Here is a 17,998-nt window from a genome sequence, read left to right on the forward strand (position 1 = left end):
GTCAGCGCCTGACGAAGACGCTGGGCGGCGGGCCGAGGAAGCTGTGGCGGACGCCGCCGGTGTCGACCACCAGCTTCTGCACCACGACCGTCGGGTCCACCATCCACAGCTTCAGCACGTGCACGCCCGGCCGGGTCACCCGGTGCCGGGTCACGGTGACGGTGGCGTTGTCCGAGGTGTTGCGCTCCCACTGGCGGTTCATCCGGCCGTCGTCCGCGCCCGTGACCCGCGTGACGTTCACCGTCTGCGGGGCGTCGTCGTCGAAGGCGACGGCGTAGCGCAGCCCGTCGGGGGTGAGGACGCTGTTGCGCGGCGACAGGTACGCGGCCACGCGCAGCGTGCCGGTGGTGAACAGCGTCATCGTGTACTCCAGCCGCGGCCCCTCGCCGGCCGGCCGCGGGGCCGCCGTGACCGGGAGCGGCGCCATGCCGCTGCCGGTGCGGCCGATGTCGGGGATGCGGCGCCAGGCGACCCCGGCGGCGGGGACGGCGCGGGTGTGCCGGTCGGCCTCCACCGAGACGCAGCCGCCCGCCTCGACAAAGCCGGCGAGCGCGGCGTGGCGCACGGCCGGGCGGTGCACCCTGGCGTGCACCTCCACGGTGCGGCCGGCGCCGCTGACCAGGATGGGCACGGTGGTGGCGCCCCTGGGCGCACGGGCGAAGTCGACGCGCAGCCGGGCGCGGATCTGGGTGGTGACACGGCCGCGCGGGCGGTCGACGCGCAGCCAGGACACGCCGGGCTCGATCCGGTAGCCGAAGGGGGTGCGACCGCGGTTGAAGACCTCGATGTACGGGGCGGGGCCGCTGTCGTACGGGCTGACCGCCGGCAGCACCGCGGGCCCGGCGGCGTCCGGCCACGACTTCTCGGAGCCCTCCACCGCCACGCCGAGCAGCGCGCCGGGGGCGGGGTCGATGCGCACGACGGCGGGGAAGACCTCGTCGGGCAGCGCCTCGTTGTCCTTCTCCGGCTGCTGCCAGGGGGCGTTGGGGCCGTAGCGCTCGACGTCGCCGTAGCCGATCTTCGGCTGGGTCTGGAAGCCCTGCCACTTGCCGCCGGAGAGCGTGTGGTTGTAGTAGTCGGCGAGCGCCTGGTCCTCGGCGAACAGGGCGTCGGTCTCGGCGGCGAGCTGGTTGGCGGCGGCGCGGCCCTGGGCGGCGTAGAGGAGGTTGGTGAACTCGGCGCGGCGCAGGGCGTAGACGACGGCCGTGCCGCGCACGGCGTAGCGGACGAGCTGGAAGTAGGCCGCCCGGTCGGCGTGCTCCAGCCGGGCCTCGATGCGGTCGGCGGTGCGCGCCAGTTCCTGCCACTCGTCGGTGACCCGGTCCAGCTCGCCGTAGTTGACGCGGCTGAAGGGTGTGGCCTGGTCGTCGTAGACGACGGCGGCGGGGTCGGTGGCCGGGTCCTTTGCCGGGTCGAGGGTGATGCGGCGGTTGAGCAGCTCGGGCTTGCGCCGGGCCTGGAGGCGGCCGTACCGGTGCAGCACCTCGGCGATCTCGGGGGCGTGCCGGGGGCCGAAGTTCTCGGCGGCGAAGCGGCGTTCCCAGGCGGGCAGGTCGTCGGCCGGCCAGCGGTCGGGGTTCCAGGCGTAGTCCAGGAAGAACTGGGTGGGCAGCTCGTTGGACTTCAGGTCGCCGACGTTGGCGACCCACAGTTGCCGGATGCCGTACGCGTACGTCTGGTGCAACTGCTCCCAGGTGTTGGCGAGGTTGGCGGTGTCGACCCACTTGTAGTTGCGTCCGCCGCCGACGTAGTCGAAGTGGTAGTACAGCCCGTAGCCGCCGGTGCGCGGCGGCAGCGAGGCGTCCGGTACGCGCCGCAGGTTGCCCCAGTTGTCGTCGGTGAAGACGACGGTGACGTCGTCGGGGGCCTGCATGCCGCTGTCCCAGTAGTGCTGGACCTCCTTGTACATGGTCCACACCTGCGGCACCCCGGCCGCGTCGCCCAGCTCCTCGGCGAGGATGCCGCGCTCGGTGGCGATGATGCGCTCCATCAGCTCGATGCCGTCGCCGTCGGGCAGCGAGGTGTCGCCGTTGCCGCGCATCCCGAGGGTCACCACGCCCTCGAAGCCCTCGGCGGTCATCCGGCGGATGCCGTCGCGCCAGTACGCGCGGATGGCGTCCTCGTTGCGTACGAAGCTCCACTCCCCCGTGCCGCCGTACGGGTCGTGGCCCTCGGTGACGATGTTGCCGTCCTCGTCGCGTACGGCGGGGACGGCGTGCCGGTTCCACTCCTCGATGCCGCGCATCATGGGCGCCTCGTGCGAGGTGCCCATGACGATTCCGTATTCGGTGGCGGTGGCGTGGTTGGCGGGGTCGTCCTCGGCGAAGGCGCGGCCCCAGACGGCCGGCCACAGGTAGTTGCCCTTGAGCCGCAGCACGGCCTCGAAGACCTTGGCGAAGAAGGCGCTGTTGAAGCCGCCCGGGTGGCCATCGGCGTGGCCGGGGCCGAAGAAGCCGGGGGCCCAGCGGCCGAGGGCGGGGTTCTCGTCGTTGATGAAGATGCCGCGGTACTTCACCGCGGGGGTGCCCTGCGAGAACCGGCCGGGCAGCACGTAGAGCGCGTCGTGGCGGCGGGGCGGGACGTCGGCCCAGAAGTACCAGGGCGAGACGCCGATGCCGCGGGAGACGTCGTAGATGCCGAAGATGGTGCCGCGCTGGTCGCTGCCGGCGATGACGAAGGCGCGGTCCAGGCCGGGCAGCGGGTCCTCCACGACCTGGTGCAGCGAGGTCTCCCAGCGGCCCTCGACACCGGTCACGTCGAGCTTGCCGGCGGCGACGAGCCCGTCGATCAGGGGGCTGCGGCCGAGGGTGCCGACGAGGACCGCGGTGCGCCCGGCGGGCGCCCGGCCGCGGGTGAGCGCGGGGCGTACGCCGGTGACCTGCTCCAGGTCGGTGCGCAGGTCGCCCAGCGCGCGCAGGACGCCGGGGAAGTCGTCGCCGTCGGCGACCAGCGGTGCGGCCCGGCCGCCGGCGACGAGCGGGAACCGGCCGGGGCCCGGGCCGTGGGCGATGTACGCGCCGGGGTCGGTCGGCCGCGTCGGGGCCACGGGCGCCGCGGCGGCGGCCGTGCCCGGCAGCGCGAGGACGCCGCCGGCGGTCGTGGCGAGCGCACCGAGGCCCAGGCCGGCGCCGAGGACGACGCGCCTGCTGACGCCGTCGTCGGCCGCGTCTGCCGAGGAGGGGCCCGCCCGGGGTGCCTCGCCGGGCGGGGTGTCGGACGCGGGAGACGGGTCGTGCCGGGGGTCGCTGCTGTCCATGCCGGGCCTTTCCTTCACCGAGCAAACGGCAATGTTTCGTAAATCATCGCGAATATTTCTGCGCAACCTAGGGTGGCACCGGAGGAAGGTCAAGACATCGCGCAGCGGCGGGCGGCGGGGCTACCATCCCGTCATGAGTGGTGCTGGAGTCCAGTTCGACGGAGAGGCCCCCGCGGCCGACGAGGAGCCGCAGGCCACCGCCACGCTGGCGGCGGTCGCGGAGGCCGCCGGGGTGTCGGCCTCGACAGTTTCGAAGGTCCTCAACGGCCGCTCCGACGTCTCCCCCGGCACCCGCGCCCGGGTCCAGGACCTGCTGCGCGAGCACGGCTACCGGCGCCGCGGCGGCGGCGCGCGCCAGGCCCCGCTGCTCGACCTGGTCTTCCACGAGCTGGAGAGCGCGTGGGCGATGGAGGTCATCCGGGGCGTGGAGAACGTGGCCAGGGCGGAGCGGCTGGGCGTGGTGCTCTCCGAGAGCGCCGGGCGGCTCACCCCGGGGCAGACGTGGGTGGAGGACGTGCTCGCGCGCCGGCCCGCGGGCGTCATCCTGGTGCTGTCGGACCTCTCCGCCGACCAGCGGGCGCAGTTCATCGGGCGCGGCATCCCGTTCGCGGTACTGGACCCGGCCGGCGACCTCGCCGAGGACGTGCCGTCCATCGGGGCCACCAACTGGCAGGGCGGACTGGCGGCCACGCGCCATCTGGTGGGCCTGGGCCACCGCCGGATCGGCGTGATCGGCGGGCCGCCGGCGATGATGTGCAGCCGGGCCCGTATCGACGGCTACCGCGCGGCGCTGGGCGTCGCGGGGCTGCCGGTGGACCCGGGGCTGATCCGGGAGGGCGACTTCCACCACGAGGCGGGCTACGTCGCCGGGCGCGAGCTGCTCGCCCTGCCCGACCGCCCCACCGCGGTGTTCACCGGCAACGACCTCCAGGCGCTCGGCCTGTACGAGGCGGCCCGCGAGCTGGGCCTGCGCATCCCGGACGACCTCAGCGTCGTCGGCTTCGACGACCTGCCGGTGGCCCGCTGGATCGGCCCGCCGCTGACCACCGTGCGGCAGCCGCTGACGGAGATGGCCGAGGCGGCGGCCCGGCTGGTGCTCGATATCGGCCGCGGCCACGAGCCGGTCACGCGCCGCGTCGAACTGGCGACGAGCCTGGTCACCCGCAACAGCACGGCCCCGCCGCCGGAGCGCTGACGGCGGCCCGGGATTGCCGAAACTTTCGAAGCTGCCAGCCCTTCCTGCGCGGTCCCGTCACGGTCGCGCGGCGGCCTTCGCGGGCTCCGCCGCGCCGGTGCCGCCGGGCTCGTGCAGCAGCGCCGGCACCGGGCCGGGGCGTGCGACGGGCGCCGGCCTGCGGCGGCCGGGGCTCACCGCGAGCGTGTAGCCGACGAGCACGCCGACAGACAGGATCGCGAGGCGGCCCGCGGCCGGCGGGCTGTCCGGCGGCGGGTCGTAACCCCCGTCCTCCAGGCCCGCCGCCTGCTCGAAGTGGTTGTACGCACCGGGGAAGAACAGTTCGTCCGCCGCGTACAGCGCGGGAAACGCGGCCGGCCCCGCCAGCAGCGACCCCAGCGCCCACTGGTCGGAGTGGCGCGCCTCGTGCTCCGACAGCCGGCGCATCCGGGGCGACTCCGTTTCGGCCCGCTGGTCGGTGAGGAAGACGGTGCCGTACATCGTGCCCGCGCGGGCGAACCCGTCGTCGAGGATCACCGCTGTGGTGCCGTTGGCCGCGCAGTGGTACATCTCGCCGCCCTCCCCCGCGGCGTACAGCAACGCGGCGCCGGAGACGGGCGCGTTGACCACCGTACGGGCCGTCTGCCACAGCCCGCCGCCCTCCCCGGCGGCCGAGCACGGCCGCATCTGGCCGCCGGGGCCCAGGACGGCGAAGGCGCACGCGAACACCGCCTGCACCACCGTGCCCCACACGACGATCAGCACCCGCCGCCGCGACGGCCGCGCGCCGCGCAGCGTGCCGACCACGGCGAGGAGCAGCCCCGCGAGCCCGCCGCAGATCAGGCAGGCCGCCCACCAGACGGTTCTGCGCTCGATCAGCCTCGCCGGGGCCGGGCGGGCGGTCGGGGCCGCCGGCGAGGTGGGTCGCTCCAGAGTCGCTGTGCCGGCCGCCATCCGTCACCCCTGTCATCACACCGACGCACTGGGCTCTGCGCGCAGGCGCGGACCGGGCCACGGTCGAACCCCGCCGTCGCGCGGCGGGGTTCGGCGACCTGAGTCGTTGCATGCAGCTACAGACAACTACCCAGATTACGGTACCGTAACGAATTGACGTCGAACTGGCCTCGAAATCCGGCCGCTTACGACGTGAAGGGTGTGAATGGCTGGAGACGGGATCCGGCAGGTGATCCCGTAGGGAAGCGAAAGGGCGCTGATGGGAGACGAGGACGAGAGGGAGCCCGCGACGGCGGCCGAGCCCGCCGTCACCGGCGCGGCCGGGCCCGAGGGCGGGGACTCGGTGTGCTGGCTGGAACGCGTCTGCCCCGAGTGCGGGCGGCTCGCCGACACCGCACCTCCGGTCCGCTGCACCCGCTGCGGCACGCTCCTGACCGGCTGAAGCGGCCCGCGGGGGGCTACGGGCCTATCTCCAGGAGCCTCCGGTCAGCACCACTCCCACCGCGGCGAGCCCCAGGACGACCCAGCCGAACCAGAGCCATCCGTTGCTGCCCACCGAGGCCGTGTACGCCGTGATGACCACGAGCCCGGCCACGGTACTCACGACCATGGCCTTCGCAGAACCGGGCTTGTCCATGCCGCCTCCACCAGCCGCCATCCGGCGGCCGTCCCCGCGCGGCCGCACGCAACGTCCCCTCCATGGTCCCTCGCCGCGGACCATGGCGGTAGTCGAAGGAGCGCCGGGTGTCCGGACGGCTACTGTTCGCGAGCCTGGAGCGAGGCCAGATAGGCGTTGTACGCCGCCAGCTCCTTGTCCCCGTCGCGGTCGGCGGTGCGGTCGCTGCGCCTGGCCTGGCGCTGCTCGGAGTTGTACCACTGGTAGACCAGGGCGACGAGGACCAGCACCGAGGGGATCTCGCTGAACGCCCAGGCGATGCCGCCGGCGGCCTGCTGGTCGTCCAGGGCGTCGATGCCGAGGGAGGCGGGCGGGTTGCTGTAGACGTCCACCATGGGCTCGCTGCCCATCATCAGCGCGATGCCGAAGAAGGCGTGGAACGGCATGCCCGCGAAGAGGGTCAGCATCCGCATCACGTGCGTGGGCCGGTTCGGACCCGGGTCGACGCCCATGATCGGCCAGAAGAAGACCAGGCCCACGACCAGGAAGTGGATCATCATCCCGACGTGCCCGGCGGTGCTCTCCATGAGGGTGTCGAAGAGCGGGGTGAAGTACAGCGCGTACAGGCTCGCGATGAACAGCGGGATCGTGAACACGGGGTGCGTGATCACCATCAGATAGCGGCTGTGCAGCAGCGAGGCCACCGCGGAGCGGGGCCGGCCCGTCGGCAGGGCGCGCAGCAGCAGGGTAACGGGGGCGCCGAGGAGCAGCAGGATCGGCGAGAGCATGCTGATCACCATGTGCTGCACCATGTGCACGCTGAACATGGCCATGCCGTAGTCGTTCAGGCCCGTGCACATGACCAGGACGATCGTCAGCACGCCCAGGGTGAAGGCGACGGTCCGCCCCAGCGGCCAGTCGTCCCCGCGGCGGCGCAGCCGGACGACCCCGTAGCCGTAGAGCGCGAGGGCGACGAGGGAGCCGATGAGGAAGACCGGCTCCCCGGTCCACTCCAGCCCGCGCCCCAGGGTGAACGGCGGAAGGTCCAGGTGGCCGCCGTGCCCGCCGTGGTCCATGTCGGTGCCGCTCCTTGTGCCGGTGATGCCCTGACTCAGGCTAGACCCGGCCCCTTCGGGCGCTTCGCCGGGGTGCCCCGGCGGTTGGTGCCGGGGCCGGCGGCTGCGTCAGCGGGAGGCGCTGGCGGCGGCGATGCGCTCGTTTCGCAGGGCCTCGTACCAGCGGTCGTCGACCGGCGCCAGGCCCTGCGACTCCAGCGCCAGACGGATCAGCAGGTCGGCGATCTGCGGGTTGCGGGCGAGGACGGGGCCGTGCATGTACGTGCCGAAGACGTTGCCGTTCCACGCGCCCTCGGTGCCGTCGCCGGTGCCGTTGCCGTGGCCGAAGCGGACCCGGGCGAGCGCCTTGGCGGTGGGGCCGAGGTGGGTGACGCCCTGGTGGTTCTCGAAGCCGGTGAGCTGCGGCAGACCGAGCTGCGGGTCGATGTCGCCCAGCACGTCGCCGACGCAGCGGCCGGCCTGGCCGCGCCCGCTGGTCACGTCGAGCAGGCCGAGGCCCGGCTCCGGCCGGTCGAGGTCGTTGATGAACTCGTGGCCGAGGATCTGGTAGCCGGCGCAGACGGAGAAGATGATGGCGCCGTTGCCGGCGGCCCGGTTCAGCCCGCCGTCGCGGCGCAGCCGCTCGGCGGCGAGCCGCTGCGGGCGGTCCTCGCCGCCGCCGACGAGGTAGATGTCGGCGGAGGCGGGCACGGGCTGGTCGGAGCGGACGTCGACGCGCGTGACGTCGTAGCCCCGCTGCCGGGCGCGGCGCTCGACGACCAGCGCGTTGCCCTGGTCGCCGTAGGTGGACAGCAGGTCGGGGTAGACCCAGACGAGGCGCAGGCTGTTGTCGTTCATCGGGCGGTCCTTTACGTCTCGTACGGATCAGTTGCCGACGCGGCGGCGCAGGTCCTGGAACGCGGTGTAGTTGGCGATGACCTCGATCCGGCCGGGCGGCGCGGCGGCGACGGCCTCGTCGATGTGCTCGCAGACGCGGAAGCTCTGGTTCGCCACCTCCAGCCGGACGGCGAGGTCGAGCTTGCGGTCGCCGATGACGTACAGCGGGTGGCCGGTCAGCCGGGTGTAGTCGACGTCCCACAGCCAGGAGGTGTCGGTCCCGTCGGCGCCGCGGGCGTTCACGGACAGCACCACGGGGGTGGGCGGGGGGTCGATCAGGGAGAACGTCTCCAGCCAGCCGGCCGGGTTCTTCGCCAGCAGCAGGCGCAGGTCACGACCGCCGAACTGCACCGTGTCGTACCGCCCGGCGACGGCGGTGACCTCCCACATGCGCTCCAGCGCCGTCTGCGGGTGCACGCCGAAGGCGGCGGCCACGGCTGCGGCGGTGGTGGCGTTGGCGCGGTTGGCCCGGCCCGGGAGCTGGAGGCGGATCGGCCAGGCGGCGCCGTGCGGGTCGAGCACGTGCTCGCCGGACAGGGCCCAACTGGGCACGGGGCGGCGGAAGCCGCACTCGGCGCAGAGCCAGTCCTCGCCGGGGCGCTGGAGCACGCCGCCGCAGGACGGGCAGGACCAGGCGTCGTCCTTCCATTCCTGGCCGACGGCGACCCAGACGACGTTCGGGCTGGAGGAGGCGGCCCAGACGACGAGGGGGTCGTCGCAGTTGGCGACGACGAGCGCCTTGTTGCCGGCCAGGCCCTCGCGCCAGCGCTCGGCGAGCATGCGGGTCTCGGCGGCGCGGTCGAGCTGGTCGCGGGAGAGGTTGAGCAGGGCGATGGCCTTGGGGGTGACGTCGCGGGCGACGGTGGAGAGGTACTTCTCGTCGACCTCGATGACGCCGTAGCGCGCGTCGGAGCCGCCGGCGAGCGCCGAGGTGATGCCGGCGGGCATGTTGGCGCCGAGCGCGTTGGAGACGACCGGCCCGGAGGCGCGCAGGGCCTCCGCGATCAGCCGGGTGGTGGTCGTCTTGCCGTTGGTGGCGGAGACGAGGACGACGTCGAGGTGGCCGGCGAGCCGGCCGAGCAGGTCGGGGTCGAGCCGGAGCGCGACCTTGCCGCCGATCACGGAGCCGCTGCCCTTGCCCGCGGCGCGGGACACCGCTGCTGCCGCCCTGCCCGCCGTGACGGCCAGCTTGGACCGTGGCGACAGCGGTTCCGTGTTGCCTGCCATCGTCGTAGCTCCTCCTCGCGTGCCCGTGCGCGGTGCGCCCTCGTCCGCCGTGCTCCGGTGTCCTACGTCCGCTGCCCGGCCTGCGGCGCGGCGCGGTAGCGGCCAGCCTATCGAGATACGGGCCGGGCCCCGAATCCCGGCACGTCGCGGCGGCCGCGAGCCGGTCTTCGCAGCGGCCCTACAGCCCGGGGCCGCCGGCCTTGTCCGCCGCGGCGGCGAGCCGGCCCCAGAGCAGATCGGCGAGGCTCTGCACCAACTCGGCGCGGCTGCACGGCCGTTCGCGCAGCCACCAGTCGCCCGCGGCGTGCATCATGCCGACCATGCCGTGTCCCCAGGCGCGGGCGATCACCGCGCCGCCGGGGCCGAAGTCGATGCGGTCGGCGATGACCTGGGCCAGCTCCTCGCCGAGGCGCCGCAGCAGCGGCGCGGAGTGGCGGCCGACCTCGAAGTCGCGCTCGGTGGAGAGGGCCGGCTCCGGGGCGTCCGCGGCGCCGCCGTCGGCGGGGTGCATGAGGAACCGGTAGACCTGCGGGCGCGCCTCGATGGCCGAGAGGTACGTGTCGAGGGTGGCCTCGACGCGCTCGCGCCGGCCGGTGGGCGCGTCCAGCGCGGCGCGCAGGGCGGCCAGCAGGGCGTCGGTGTGGCGTACGGCGAGCGCGCGGTACAGGCCGCCCTTGTCACCGAAGTGGCGGTAGAGGATGGGTTTGGTGATGCCGGCCTCGGCGGCGATCGCGTTCATCGAGGCGCCCGGCCCGTCGCGCAGGACCACCCGGTCCGCGGCTTCGAGCAGTTCGCGGCGCCGGTCCTCGGTCGCCTGCTCCCTCTCGCCGCGCCGGTTGTCCATGGAAACCGCTCCCCTGCCTGGTCGATTGCCCGAATGCCTGCGCAACCTAGCACCCCCGCCGCGGGGCCCCGAGGGCGTACGGGAGTTGACAGCGTCTACTCACGGGTAACAGACTTACGTTACCGACGGTAACGAATGCAAAGGCTGCGGAGGCGCAATGTCTGAGTTCACGTTCGAGCTCAACGAGGACCAGAAGTCCGTCCAGGAGTGGGTGCACGGCTTCGCCGCCGACGTCATCCGCCCCGCCGCCGCCGAGTGGGACGAGCGCGAGGAGACCCCCTGGCCGGTGATCCAGGAGGCGGCCAAGATCGGCCTGTACTCCCTGGACTTCTACGCGCAGCAGTACTTCGACCCCACCGGACTGAGCATCCCCATGGTCATGGAGGAGCTGTTCTGGGGCGACGCGGGCATCGCCCTGTCGATCGTCGGCACCGGGCTCGCCGCCGTCGGCGTGCTGGCCAACGGCACCGAGGACCAGATCGGCACCTGGATCCCGCAGATGTACGGCGACGTGGACGACGTGAAGCTCGCCGCCTTCTGCTCCTCCGAGCCGGACGCCGGCTCCGACGTCTCCGCGATGCGCACCCGCGCCGTCTACGACGAGGCCAAGGACGAGTGGGTGCTGAACGGCACCAAGACCTGGGCCACCAACGGCGGCATCGCCAGCGTGCACGTCGTGGTCGCCGTGGTCGACCCGGAGCTGGGCACCAAGGGGCACGCCTCGTTCATCATCCCGCCGGACACGCCGGGTCTGTCGCAGGGCCAGAAGTTCAAGAAGCACGGCATCCGCGCCTCGCACACCGCCGAGGTGGTGCTGGAGGACGTGCGCGTGCCCGGCTCGTGCCTCCTGGGCGGCCGGGAGAAGCTCCAGGAGCGGCTGGCCCGGGCCCGCGAGCGGGCGAAGTCGGGCGGCGAGCGGGTCAAGAACGCGGCGATGGCCACCTTCGAGGCGTCCCGCCCGGCGGTGGGCGCGCAGGCGGTGGGCATCGCGCGCGCCGCGTACGAAACGGCGCTGGAGTACGCCAAGACGCGCGTCCAGTTCGGCCGGCCGATCATCGACAACCAGGGCATCGCCTTCCAGATCGCCGACATGCGCACCCAGATCGACGCCGCCCGGCTGCTGGTCTGGCGGGCCTCCTGGATGGCCAGCGCCGGCAAGGGGTTCACCTCGGCGGAGGGCTCGATGTCGAAGCTGTTCGCGGGCGAGGTGGCCAAGGACGTCACCGCGCGGGCGATGCAGATCCTCGGCGGCAACGGCTTCACCCGCGAGTACCCGGTGGAGCGGATGCACCGCGACGCCGCGATCTACACGATCTTCGAGGGCACCAGCGAGATCCAGCGGCTGGTCATCGCCCGCACCCTGGCCGGTGTCCCGATCCGCTGAAGGCGCCGGCCCTCTCCCCCGGCGGGCGCCGCGCGGCTACCCTGCGAGCGCACGACGACCGATCGGGGGAAGGGCGAGGGCGCGTTGATCTACCACCTGCTGAAGTACCTGTTCTTCACGCCGCTGCTGCGGCCACTGTTCCGGCCCCGCATCGAGGGCCTGGAGCACATACCGCAGGAGGGAGCGGCGATCGTCGCGGGCAACCACCTGTCGTTCGCCGACCACTTCCTCATGCCCGTGATGCTCAAACGGCGCATCACGTTCCTCGCCAAGGCCGAGTACTTCAACGGCCCCGGCCTCAAGGGGCGGCTGACCGCCGGGTTCTTCCACAGCATCGGCCAGATCCCGGTCGACCGCCGGGGCCGCAAGGCGGCGCAGGCGGCCATCGAGGAGGGCCTGGGGGTGCTGGCCAAGGGCGAGTTGCTGGGCATCTACCCGGAGGGCACCCGCTCGCACGACGGCCGGCTGTACAAGGGCCGGGTCGGGGTCGCGGCGATGGCGCTGAAGGCGGGCGTGCCGGTCATCCCGTGCGCGATGCTCGGCACCCGTGAAGTGCAGCCGCCCGGGAAGAAGATCCCCAGCATCGGCCGGGTCACGATCCGCTTCGGCGAGCCGCTGGAGTTCTCCCGGTACGCCGGGCTGGAGGACGAGAAGGCCGTGCTGCGGGCCGTCACCGACGAGATCATGTACGCGATCCTCGGCATGTCGAACCAGGAGTACGTCGACCTCTACGCCCCCGACGCCAAGGCCCAGCAGGAGGCCGCGAAGAAGAACCCGCCCGCGGCGGCCTGAAGGGGCACCGGCCGCCGTGCGGAAACCGGTGGTCGCGGCCCGGCCCCGGTGCGTACCGTCCTGGCATGACGAGGACAGCGGACCGCGCCGCCCCGGCGGCCTGCGGCACGGTACGGACCGGCCCGGGCGGTGCCCGGTGAGCGCGCGGCTGCGCCAGGTGGCGCGGGACAACGAGCGGATCCTCGCCGACGGCGGGTACGAGACGGCCGCGGGCCGGTGGGTGGCCGTCGGCGAGGCCGCCGCGCGGGCCGCGGACGGCACCCGGATGTACGGGCCGGGGCCGGTGGCCGGCGCCGGGGCCGCCACCGCGGACGGGCCGCCGGCCGGGCCCGCCGAGGTGACCGCCGAGACCTCGCTCGCCGCCGCCCGGCGGCTCGTCGCGGCCGGGGCCCGGCGCGTCGGCGTGCTCAACTTCTCCTCCGCCCGCAACCCCGGCGGCGGCTACGTCAACGGCGCCCGCGCGCAGGAGGAGGAGCTGTGCCGGGCCTCCACGCTCTACCCGGCGCTGCTGCGGGCCCCGGAGTTCTACGCCGCCCACCGCGCCGACCGCAGCCCCTTCTACACCCACCGCGTCATCCACTCCCCCGCCGTCCCGGTGTTCCGCGACGACGCGGGCGCGCTCCTCGACGCGCCGTACGAGGTCGACTTCCTCACCTCCGCCGCCCCCAACGCGGGCGTCATCGCCCAGCGCACGCCGCAGGAGACGGGCCGGATCCCCGGCGCGCTCGCCGGGCGCGCCGAACGGGTGCTGGAGGTGGCGGCGCTCGCGGAGGTGACGGCGCTGGTGCTGGGCGCGTGGGGCTGCGGGGTGTTCCGCAACGACCCGGCCGAGGTGGCGGCGGCGTTCCGTACGCACCTGGAGCCCGGCGGGCGCTTCGCGGGGCGGTTCCCGCGGCTGGTGTTCGCCGTGTGGGACCGGCAGCCGAATTCGGCGAACCGGGCGGCCTTCGAGGCGGCGTTCGCCACCGGCTCAGCCGCGGGCTGAACCCCAGACCGAGCCATGCGCCGGGGCAACTGCGCCCGGTTCCGTCCCGGTTCGTCTCCGCCTGTGGTGCATGGGCACCAGGATCCGTGCCGCGCTGGTCCGGGCGCACCAGAGGAAGACGGTGGCGCCGGACGATGCCCGGCGAGGCGCCGGAAGGAAGTGTGGAAAGCGCGCGAATCCCGCGCATTTCCCTTCCCCACGGTGTCTGGAGTGATCTACAGGTGGCGGTTACCCCTGCCCGGATCGGGAGGCTGCCGATCGGCGCCCTCGGCTTACTGGCCCTCGCCCTCGGCACCCTCCAGTCGGTGGTGGAGCCCGCGCTCCCCCTGCTGCAACACGAGTTGGGAGTCAGCCCCTCCGAAGGGGCGCTGGTCGCCAACACGTTGCTCGTCACCGGCGCGGTCGTCACACCCGTCGCGGGCAAACTCGGCGACCGCTACGGCGGCAAGCGGGTGCTGCTCGCACTGATGACCCTGGTGTCGGCCGGTGGTCTGCTGGCCGGCCTGGCGCCGAACCTGCCTGTGCTGCTGCTCGGCCAGGTGTTCCAGGGCGTCATGGTGGGCGCGCTGCCGCTGTCCTTCATCCTCGTACGCAAGCACCTCCCCGCGGCGGAGTCGCAGGCCGCGATCGGGGTGGTCATCGCCCTGTTCACCGGCGGCGGCATCGCGGGGACGACGCTCGCCGGACCGGTCGCGGACGCCCTGTCGTGGCAGTGGATCTTCGTGCTGCCGACGCTCGCGATCATCGCGACGACGCTGGCGGTGGCCCGGGTGATGCCGCACGATCCGCCGGCCGACCCGGGCGGGGGCATCGACTGGCCGGGCGTGGTGCTGCTGAGCGGCACGCTACTCGCTTTCATGGTCGGGCTCGTGTCCGCGACGCGGCACAGTCTGCCGCCTGCCGCGATCGGCGCCCTCGGGCTGCTCGTGATCGCCCTCGGCACCGCGTGGGTCGCCGTCGAGCGCCGGGCGGTCGCGCCGATGGTCGACCTGCGCATGCTGGCCAGGCCCGTGATGTGGCACGCGTGCCTCCTCACCTTCGTCATCACCACCAGCCTCGGGATGGTGGTCTTCCTGCTCCCGCAGTTGTTCGCGCTGCCGGCCGACGGGTACGGCTTCGGGGCCGACACCACCGGCATCGGGTGGTATCTGCTGCCCGGCGCCATAGCCGGAGCGGTGAGCGACTCGGTCGGCGGGGTCGCGGCGCGGCGGTTCGGGCCGCGCGCCGTGGTCCTGGCGGGCGCCGTCGTCACGGTGGTCACCATGACCGCCCTGGCGGCGCTGCACACCTCGGCCTGGCAACTCGTACTCGCGAAGGTGCTGGCGGCGTTCGCGGCGGGCGTCGGTACGACGGCCCTGGTCGCCCGCACCGCGGCGGCGGTCAATGCCCGCGACACCGGTATCGCCACCAGCCTGCTCGTGGTGACGCGGGTGATCGGCGTCGCGATGGGCGTCCAGATCGCCGGGGCGATCCTCGACGCCGGCACCGGCGCGTCCGGCCTGCCGGCCGAGTCGGCCTTCGTCACCGGCTTCGCCGTCGCCGGCCTCGTCGCCGCGCTCTCACTGCTCGCTGTCCGTATCACGAAGAAGGAGGCCCGCGTATGAGCAGGTTCCAGAAGCGCAAGGTGCTGATCTCCGGGGCGAGCGTCTCCGGACCCGCGCTCGCCTACTGGCTGCACCGGGCCGGGTTCGCCGTCACGGTGGTGGAGAAGGCCCCCGCGCTCCGCGGCGGCGGCTACCCGATCGACATCCGCGGCACGGCGGTCGAGGTGGTCCGGCGGATGGGGATACTGCCGCGCCTGCGGGACGCGCACATCGACTCGCGCCGCTTCACCTTCCTCGACGCCGACGGCGGCGAAGTGGCCTCGGTCAGCCCGCGGGCCGTCGCCGGCGGTGCCGACGGCAAGGACCTGGAGGTGCGCCGCGGGGATCTGGCCGCGAGCCTGTACGCGCTCGTCCGCGACGACGTGGAGTTCCTCTTCGGCGACCGCGTCGACCGCCTCGACGATTCCGGGCGGGGCGCCGACGTGACGTTCCGCAGCGGGCGGCGGCGTACGTTCGACCTGGTGGTCGGCGCCGACGGGATGCACTCGCGCACCCGGGAGTCGCTGTTCGGACCCGAGGAGGGGTTCCACCGCTACCTCGGCTACTGCTTCGCCCTGTTCACCATGCCGAACACCTTCGGTCTCACCCGCGAGCTGATGCTGTGGAACGCCCCGGGGAAGGCCGCGGCCCTCTACGCCGTCGGCGCCCACGACGAGGTGCACGCCTTCCTCACCTTCCACCGGCGGCAGCCGCCGCCGGGCGACCTGAGGGACCCGGACGTCCAGCGGGACCTGGTCGCCGACGCCTTCGCGGGCGCGGGCTGGGAGGTGCCCGGGATGGTCGCCGCGATGCGCGACGCGGACGACGTGTTCTTCGACACGGCCGGCCAGATCCGCATGCCCCGCTGGTCCCGTGGCCGTGTCGCGCTCGTCGGGGACGCCGCGTACGCGCCCTCGTTCCTGACCGGCCAGGGCACGAGCCTCGCGCTCGCCGGCGCCTACATGCTCGCCCACGCCCTGGCCGCGAACCCCGGCCACACGTCGGCCTTCGCCGCCTACGAACGCGGCCTGCGCGACTTCGTCGCCGCGAACCAGGCGCTGGTCGACATCGGCGGCGCCACGCTCTTCCCCACGACGGCGAAGGCCCTGGAGCGGCGCAACACCATGCTGCGCGGCCTTGTCACCATGCCCGCCGCGCCGGCGCGGCCGGCCCATGCGGGCCTGGCGCTGCCGGACTTCGTACCGCCGGCGTGACCGTCAGGCCGGGCGTTCCCCGTCGCCGTCGCCCTCCGGCGAGGCGTGCACCAGGCCCGTGCGGTACGCGATGACGACGAGCTGGGCCCGGTCGCGGGCCTCCAGCTTCGTCATCGCGCGCTGCACATGGGCGCGGACCGTGAAAGGGCTGAGGAACATCCGCTCGGCGATCTCCTGGTTGGACAGCCCGGTGGCGACCAGCGCCACCATCTCGCGCTCGCGCGGGGTGAGCACGGCGAGCCGTTCGGGGTGGTGCCGCGGGGCGTCGTCCGGGGTGGCGAGGAAGCGGGCGACCAGGGAGCGGGTGGCGGCGGGCGAGAGCAGGGTGTCGCCGGCGGCGATCGTACGGACCGCGTCCACGAGTTCCTCGGCCCCGATGCCCTTGCCGATGAAGCCGCCGGCTCCCGCGCGCAGCGCCTGTGCGACGTACTCGTCCGTCTCGTACGTGGTGAGGATCAGGATCCGGCTGCCGCGCAGCCCGGGGTCCGCGGCGATCTCCGCCGTGGCGCTGAGGCCGTCGACCTCGGGCATGCGGATGTCCATGACCACCACGTCCGGGCGCAGTTCGCGGGTCAGGCTCACCGCCTCCCTGCCGTCCGCGGCCTCGCCGACGACGGTGATGTCGTCGGCGGTGTCGAGGAGCATCCGGAAGGCGCCGCGCAGCAGCGCCTGATCGTCGGCGAGCAGTACCCGTAGCGTCACGGCGCCTCCCCTGTCCCTTCGTCGCCCGTCCGTTCGCCCTCGGTCTCCTGGCCGGTCGTACGCCCCTGCGCGGTTGCCGCCGGCTCGATCGCGCGCGGGGTGTCCTTGGCGGGCGGCAGGGGCAGTTCGGTGGAGACGAGGAAGCCGCCCTCGGGGCGGCTGCCCGCGGAGAGCCGTCCCCCGACCGCGGTGGCCCGTTCGCGCATCCCGATCAGACCGTAGCCCGGCGCGCGCTCGCCCGCGGCAGGTGCCGTACGGGCGCCTTCGCCGCCGCCTCCGCCGTCGTCGGCGACGGTGATGGTCACGCGGTCGCGGTTCCACACGAGGCGCACCCGGGCGCTGCCGGTGCCGGCGTGCTTGGTCACGTTGGTCAGTGCCTCCTGGACGATGCGGTACGCGGTGAGGTCCACCCCCGGCGGCAGCGGCCTGGCCGGGCCCTCCTGGTCCAGGGACACCGCCAGACCCGCGCGGCCGAAGGATTCGAGGAGCGTGGGCAGCCGGGACAGTCCGGGTGCCGGTTCTGCGGGCTCGGAGGCATCCCCGGACTGGCGCAGCAGTCCGACCGTGGCGCGCAGGTCGTCGAGCGCGTCGCCGGTCGTCTGGATCAGCTCCGCCAGGCTCTTACGGGTCTGCTCGGGGCGGGAGTCGAAGAGGTGGGCGGCGACCGTGGCCTGCGCGTTGGCCAGGGTGATCTGGTGGGCCACCAGGTCGTGCAGCTCCCGGGCGATGCGCAGCCGTTCCTCGGCGACCCTGCGGCGCGCCTCGCTCTCCCGGCTCTTCTCCGCCCGCCGGGCCCGTTCCTCCACGGCCGACAGATACGCCCGCCGGTTGTGCGCCGAGTGCCCGAGCACGCCGGCCACCAGCGGGAACGCCGCCACCGAGCCCATCCGGCTCGCGTCCTGCCAGGACAGGTCCTCGAACCAGGGGGTGGTGGCCAGCAGCAGCGCCGCGGAGGCGACCGACACCACGCCCGCGGCGCGCAGTTCGGTGCGGGCGTGGAGCGCGTAGGCGTAGGCGGCGATCACGGCGGGGGCCATGATCGGCGGGCTCAGCAGGAGGCCCAGGGGCGGCACCAGCAGCCCGACCGCGGTCGTGGCCGCCAGGGCGGCCAGGGGCGCCCGGTGCCGTACGGGCAGCACGGCACAGGACGCCACGGCGATGAGATAGGCGGCGGCGGGCGGCGGGGCCAGCCTGTCGTCGACCTGCACCACGCCGCCGAGCAGGCAGAGCGTGAACGCCGTCGCCATGACCGCCGCTTCCCGCCACCACGTACGGCGTGGTCGCCGGCCGCCGCCGCCCGTGTTCGTCATGGCCG

At 73.8% G+C, this 17,998-nt stretch carries 16 protein-coding genes; 7 read left to right on the top strand and 9 right to left on the bottom strand.

What is annotated here, in order from left to right:
• Position 1 precedes the first annotated feature (1 nt).
• Complete coding sequence (locus QBL21_RS18000) at positions 2-3,256, bottom strand: glycosyl hydrolase 115 family protein (protein WP_407563225.1); 3,255 nt, start codon at positions 3,254-3,256, stop codon at positions 2-4.
• Positions 3,257-3,389: 133 nt separating this feature from the next.
• Here QBL21_RS18000 and QBL21_RS18005 point away from each other — a divergent pair, with 133 nt between their 5' ends.
• Positions 3,390-4,451 carry a LacI family DNA-binding transcriptional regulator gene (locus tag QBL21_RS18005; RefSeq protein WP_407563226.1) on the top strand — a complete coding sequence of 354 codons (1,062 nt, stop codon included), beginning with the start codon at positions 3,390-3,392 and terminating at the stop codon, positions 4,449-4,451.
• 57 nt (positions 4,452-4,508) lie between these two features.
• Here QBL21_RS18005 and QBL21_RS18010 read toward each other — a convergent pair whose 3' ends face one another.
• Positions 4,509-5,384, bottom strand: a complete 876-nt coding sequence (locus tag QBL21_RS18010; RefSeq protein WP_407563227.1) for a hypothetical protein — start codon at positions 5,382-5,384, stop codon at positions 4,509-4,511.
• Positions 5,385-5,643: 259 nt separating this feature from the next.
• On the opposite strand from QBL21_RS18010, the gene QBL21_RS18015 reads away from it, so the two are divergent.
• Positions 5,644-5,826, top strand: a complete 183-nt coding sequence (locus tag QBL21_RS18015; RefSeq protein ID WP_407563228.1) for a hypothetical protein — start codon at positions 5,644-5,646, stop codon at positions 5,824-5,826.
• 24 nt (positions 5,827-5,850) lie between these two features.
• Here the strand turns inward: QBL21_RS18015 and QBL21_RS18020 are convergent, their stop codons facing one another.
• The 5 genes from QBL21_RS18020 to QBL21_RS18040 all read right to left on the bottom strand — a co-directional run bounded on the left by QBL21_RS18020 (position 5,851) and on the right by QBL21_RS18040 (position 10,023).
• The gene (locus QBL21_RS18020) at positions 5,851-6,021 is read right to left on the bottom strand and encodes a hypothetical protein (RefSeq protein WP_407563229.1); all 171 of its coding nucleotides are present in this window, start codon (positions 6,019-6,021) and stop codon (positions 5,851-5,853) included.
• 119 nt (positions 6,022-6,140) lie between these two features.
• Positions 6,141-7,076 (bottom strand): cytochrome c oxidase assembly protein, encoded by a 936-nt coding sequence (locus QBL21_RS18025; RefSeq protein ID WP_407563230.1) that lies wholly within the window; start codon positions 7,074-7,076, stop codon positions 6,141-6,143.
• Positions 7,077-7,184: 108 nt separating this feature from the next.
• Positions 7,185-7,913, bottom strand: a complete 729-nt coding sequence (locus tag QBL21_RS18030; protein ID WP_407563231.1) for a type 1 glutamine amidotransferase — start codon at positions 7,911-7,913, stop codon at positions 7,185-7,187.
• A gap of 27 nt (positions 7,914-7,940) precedes the next feature.
• Positions 7,941-9,179 (bottom strand): MurT ligase domain-containing protein, encoded by a 1,239-nt coding sequence (locus tag QBL21_RS18035; protein WP_407563232.1) that lies wholly within the window; start codon positions 9,177-9,179, stop codon positions 7,941-7,943.
• A gap of 178 nt (positions 9,180-9,357) precedes the next feature.
• Complete coding sequence (locus QBL21_RS18040) at positions 9,358-10,023, bottom strand: TetR family transcriptional regulator (RefSeq protein ID WP_407563233.1); 666 nt, start codon at positions 10,021-10,023, stop codon at positions 9,358-9,360.
• A gap of 157 nt (positions 10,024-10,180) precedes the next feature.
• Between QBL21_RS18040 and QBL21_RS18045 the strand changes: the two genes are divergently transcribed.
• From QBL21_RS18045 to QBL21_RS18065, 5 genes are all read left to right on the top strand, one after another.
• The gene (locus tag QBL21_RS18045) at positions 10,181-11,407 is read left to right on the top strand and encodes an acyl-CoA dehydrogenase family protein (RefSeq protein ID WP_407563234.1); all 1,227 of its coding nucleotides are present in this window, start codon (positions 10,181-10,183) and stop codon (positions 11,405-11,407) included.
• Positions 11,408-11,491: 84 nt separating this feature from the next.
• On the top strand, positions 11,492-12,199 hold the full coding sequence (locus tag QBL21_RS18050; protein WP_407563235.1) for a lysophospholipid acyltransferase family protein: 708 nt from the start codon (positions 11,492-11,494) through the stop codon (positions 12,197-12,199).
• Positions 12,200-12,227: 28 nt separating this feature from the next.
• Entirely contained in the window at positions 12,228-13,184 is a 957-nt protein-coding gene (locus tag QBL21_RS18055) for a TIGR02452 family protein (RefSeq protein ID WP_407566462.1), read from the top strand.
• Positions 13,185-13,405: 221 nt separating this feature from the next.
• Positions 13,406-14,788, top strand: coding sequence for an MFS transporter (locus tag QBL21_RS18060; protein ID WP_407563236.1), 1,383 nt, complete (start codon positions 13,406-13,408; stop codon positions 14,786-14,788).
• On the top strand, positions 14,785-15,981 hold the full coding sequence (locus QBL21_RS18065; RefSeq protein WP_407563237.1) for an FAD-dependent monooxygenase: 1,197 nt from the start codon (positions 14,785-14,787) through the stop codon (positions 15,979-15,981). Before QBL21_RS18060 ends, QBL21_RS18065 begins: the two co-directional genes overlap by 4 nt.
• Positions 15,982-15,984: 3 nt before the next feature.
• Here the strand turns inward: QBL21_RS18065 and QBL21_RS18070 are convergent, their stop codons facing one another.
• Both QBL21_RS18070 and QBL21_RS18075 read right to left on the bottom strand, forming a co-directional pair.
• Positions 15,985-16,683, bottom strand: coding sequence for a response regulator (locus QBL21_RS18070; protein WP_407563238.1), 699 nt, complete (start codon positions 16,681-16,683; stop codon positions 15,985-15,987).
• Complete coding sequence (locus tag QBL21_RS18075; protein ID WP_407563239.1) at positions 16,680-17,993, bottom strand: sensor histidine kinase; 1,314 nt, start codon at positions 17,991-17,993, stop codon at positions 16,680-16,682. The genes QBL21_RS18070 and QBL21_RS18075 overlap by 4 nt, the downstream gene beginning before the upstream one ends.
• Positions 17,994-17,998 lie beyond the last annotated feature (5 nt).

The organism is Streptomyces sp. 184, from assembly GCF_045781775.1.
Classification (GTDB): domain Bacteria; phylum Actinomycetota; class Actinomycetes; order Streptomycetales; family Streptomycetaceae; genus Streptomyces.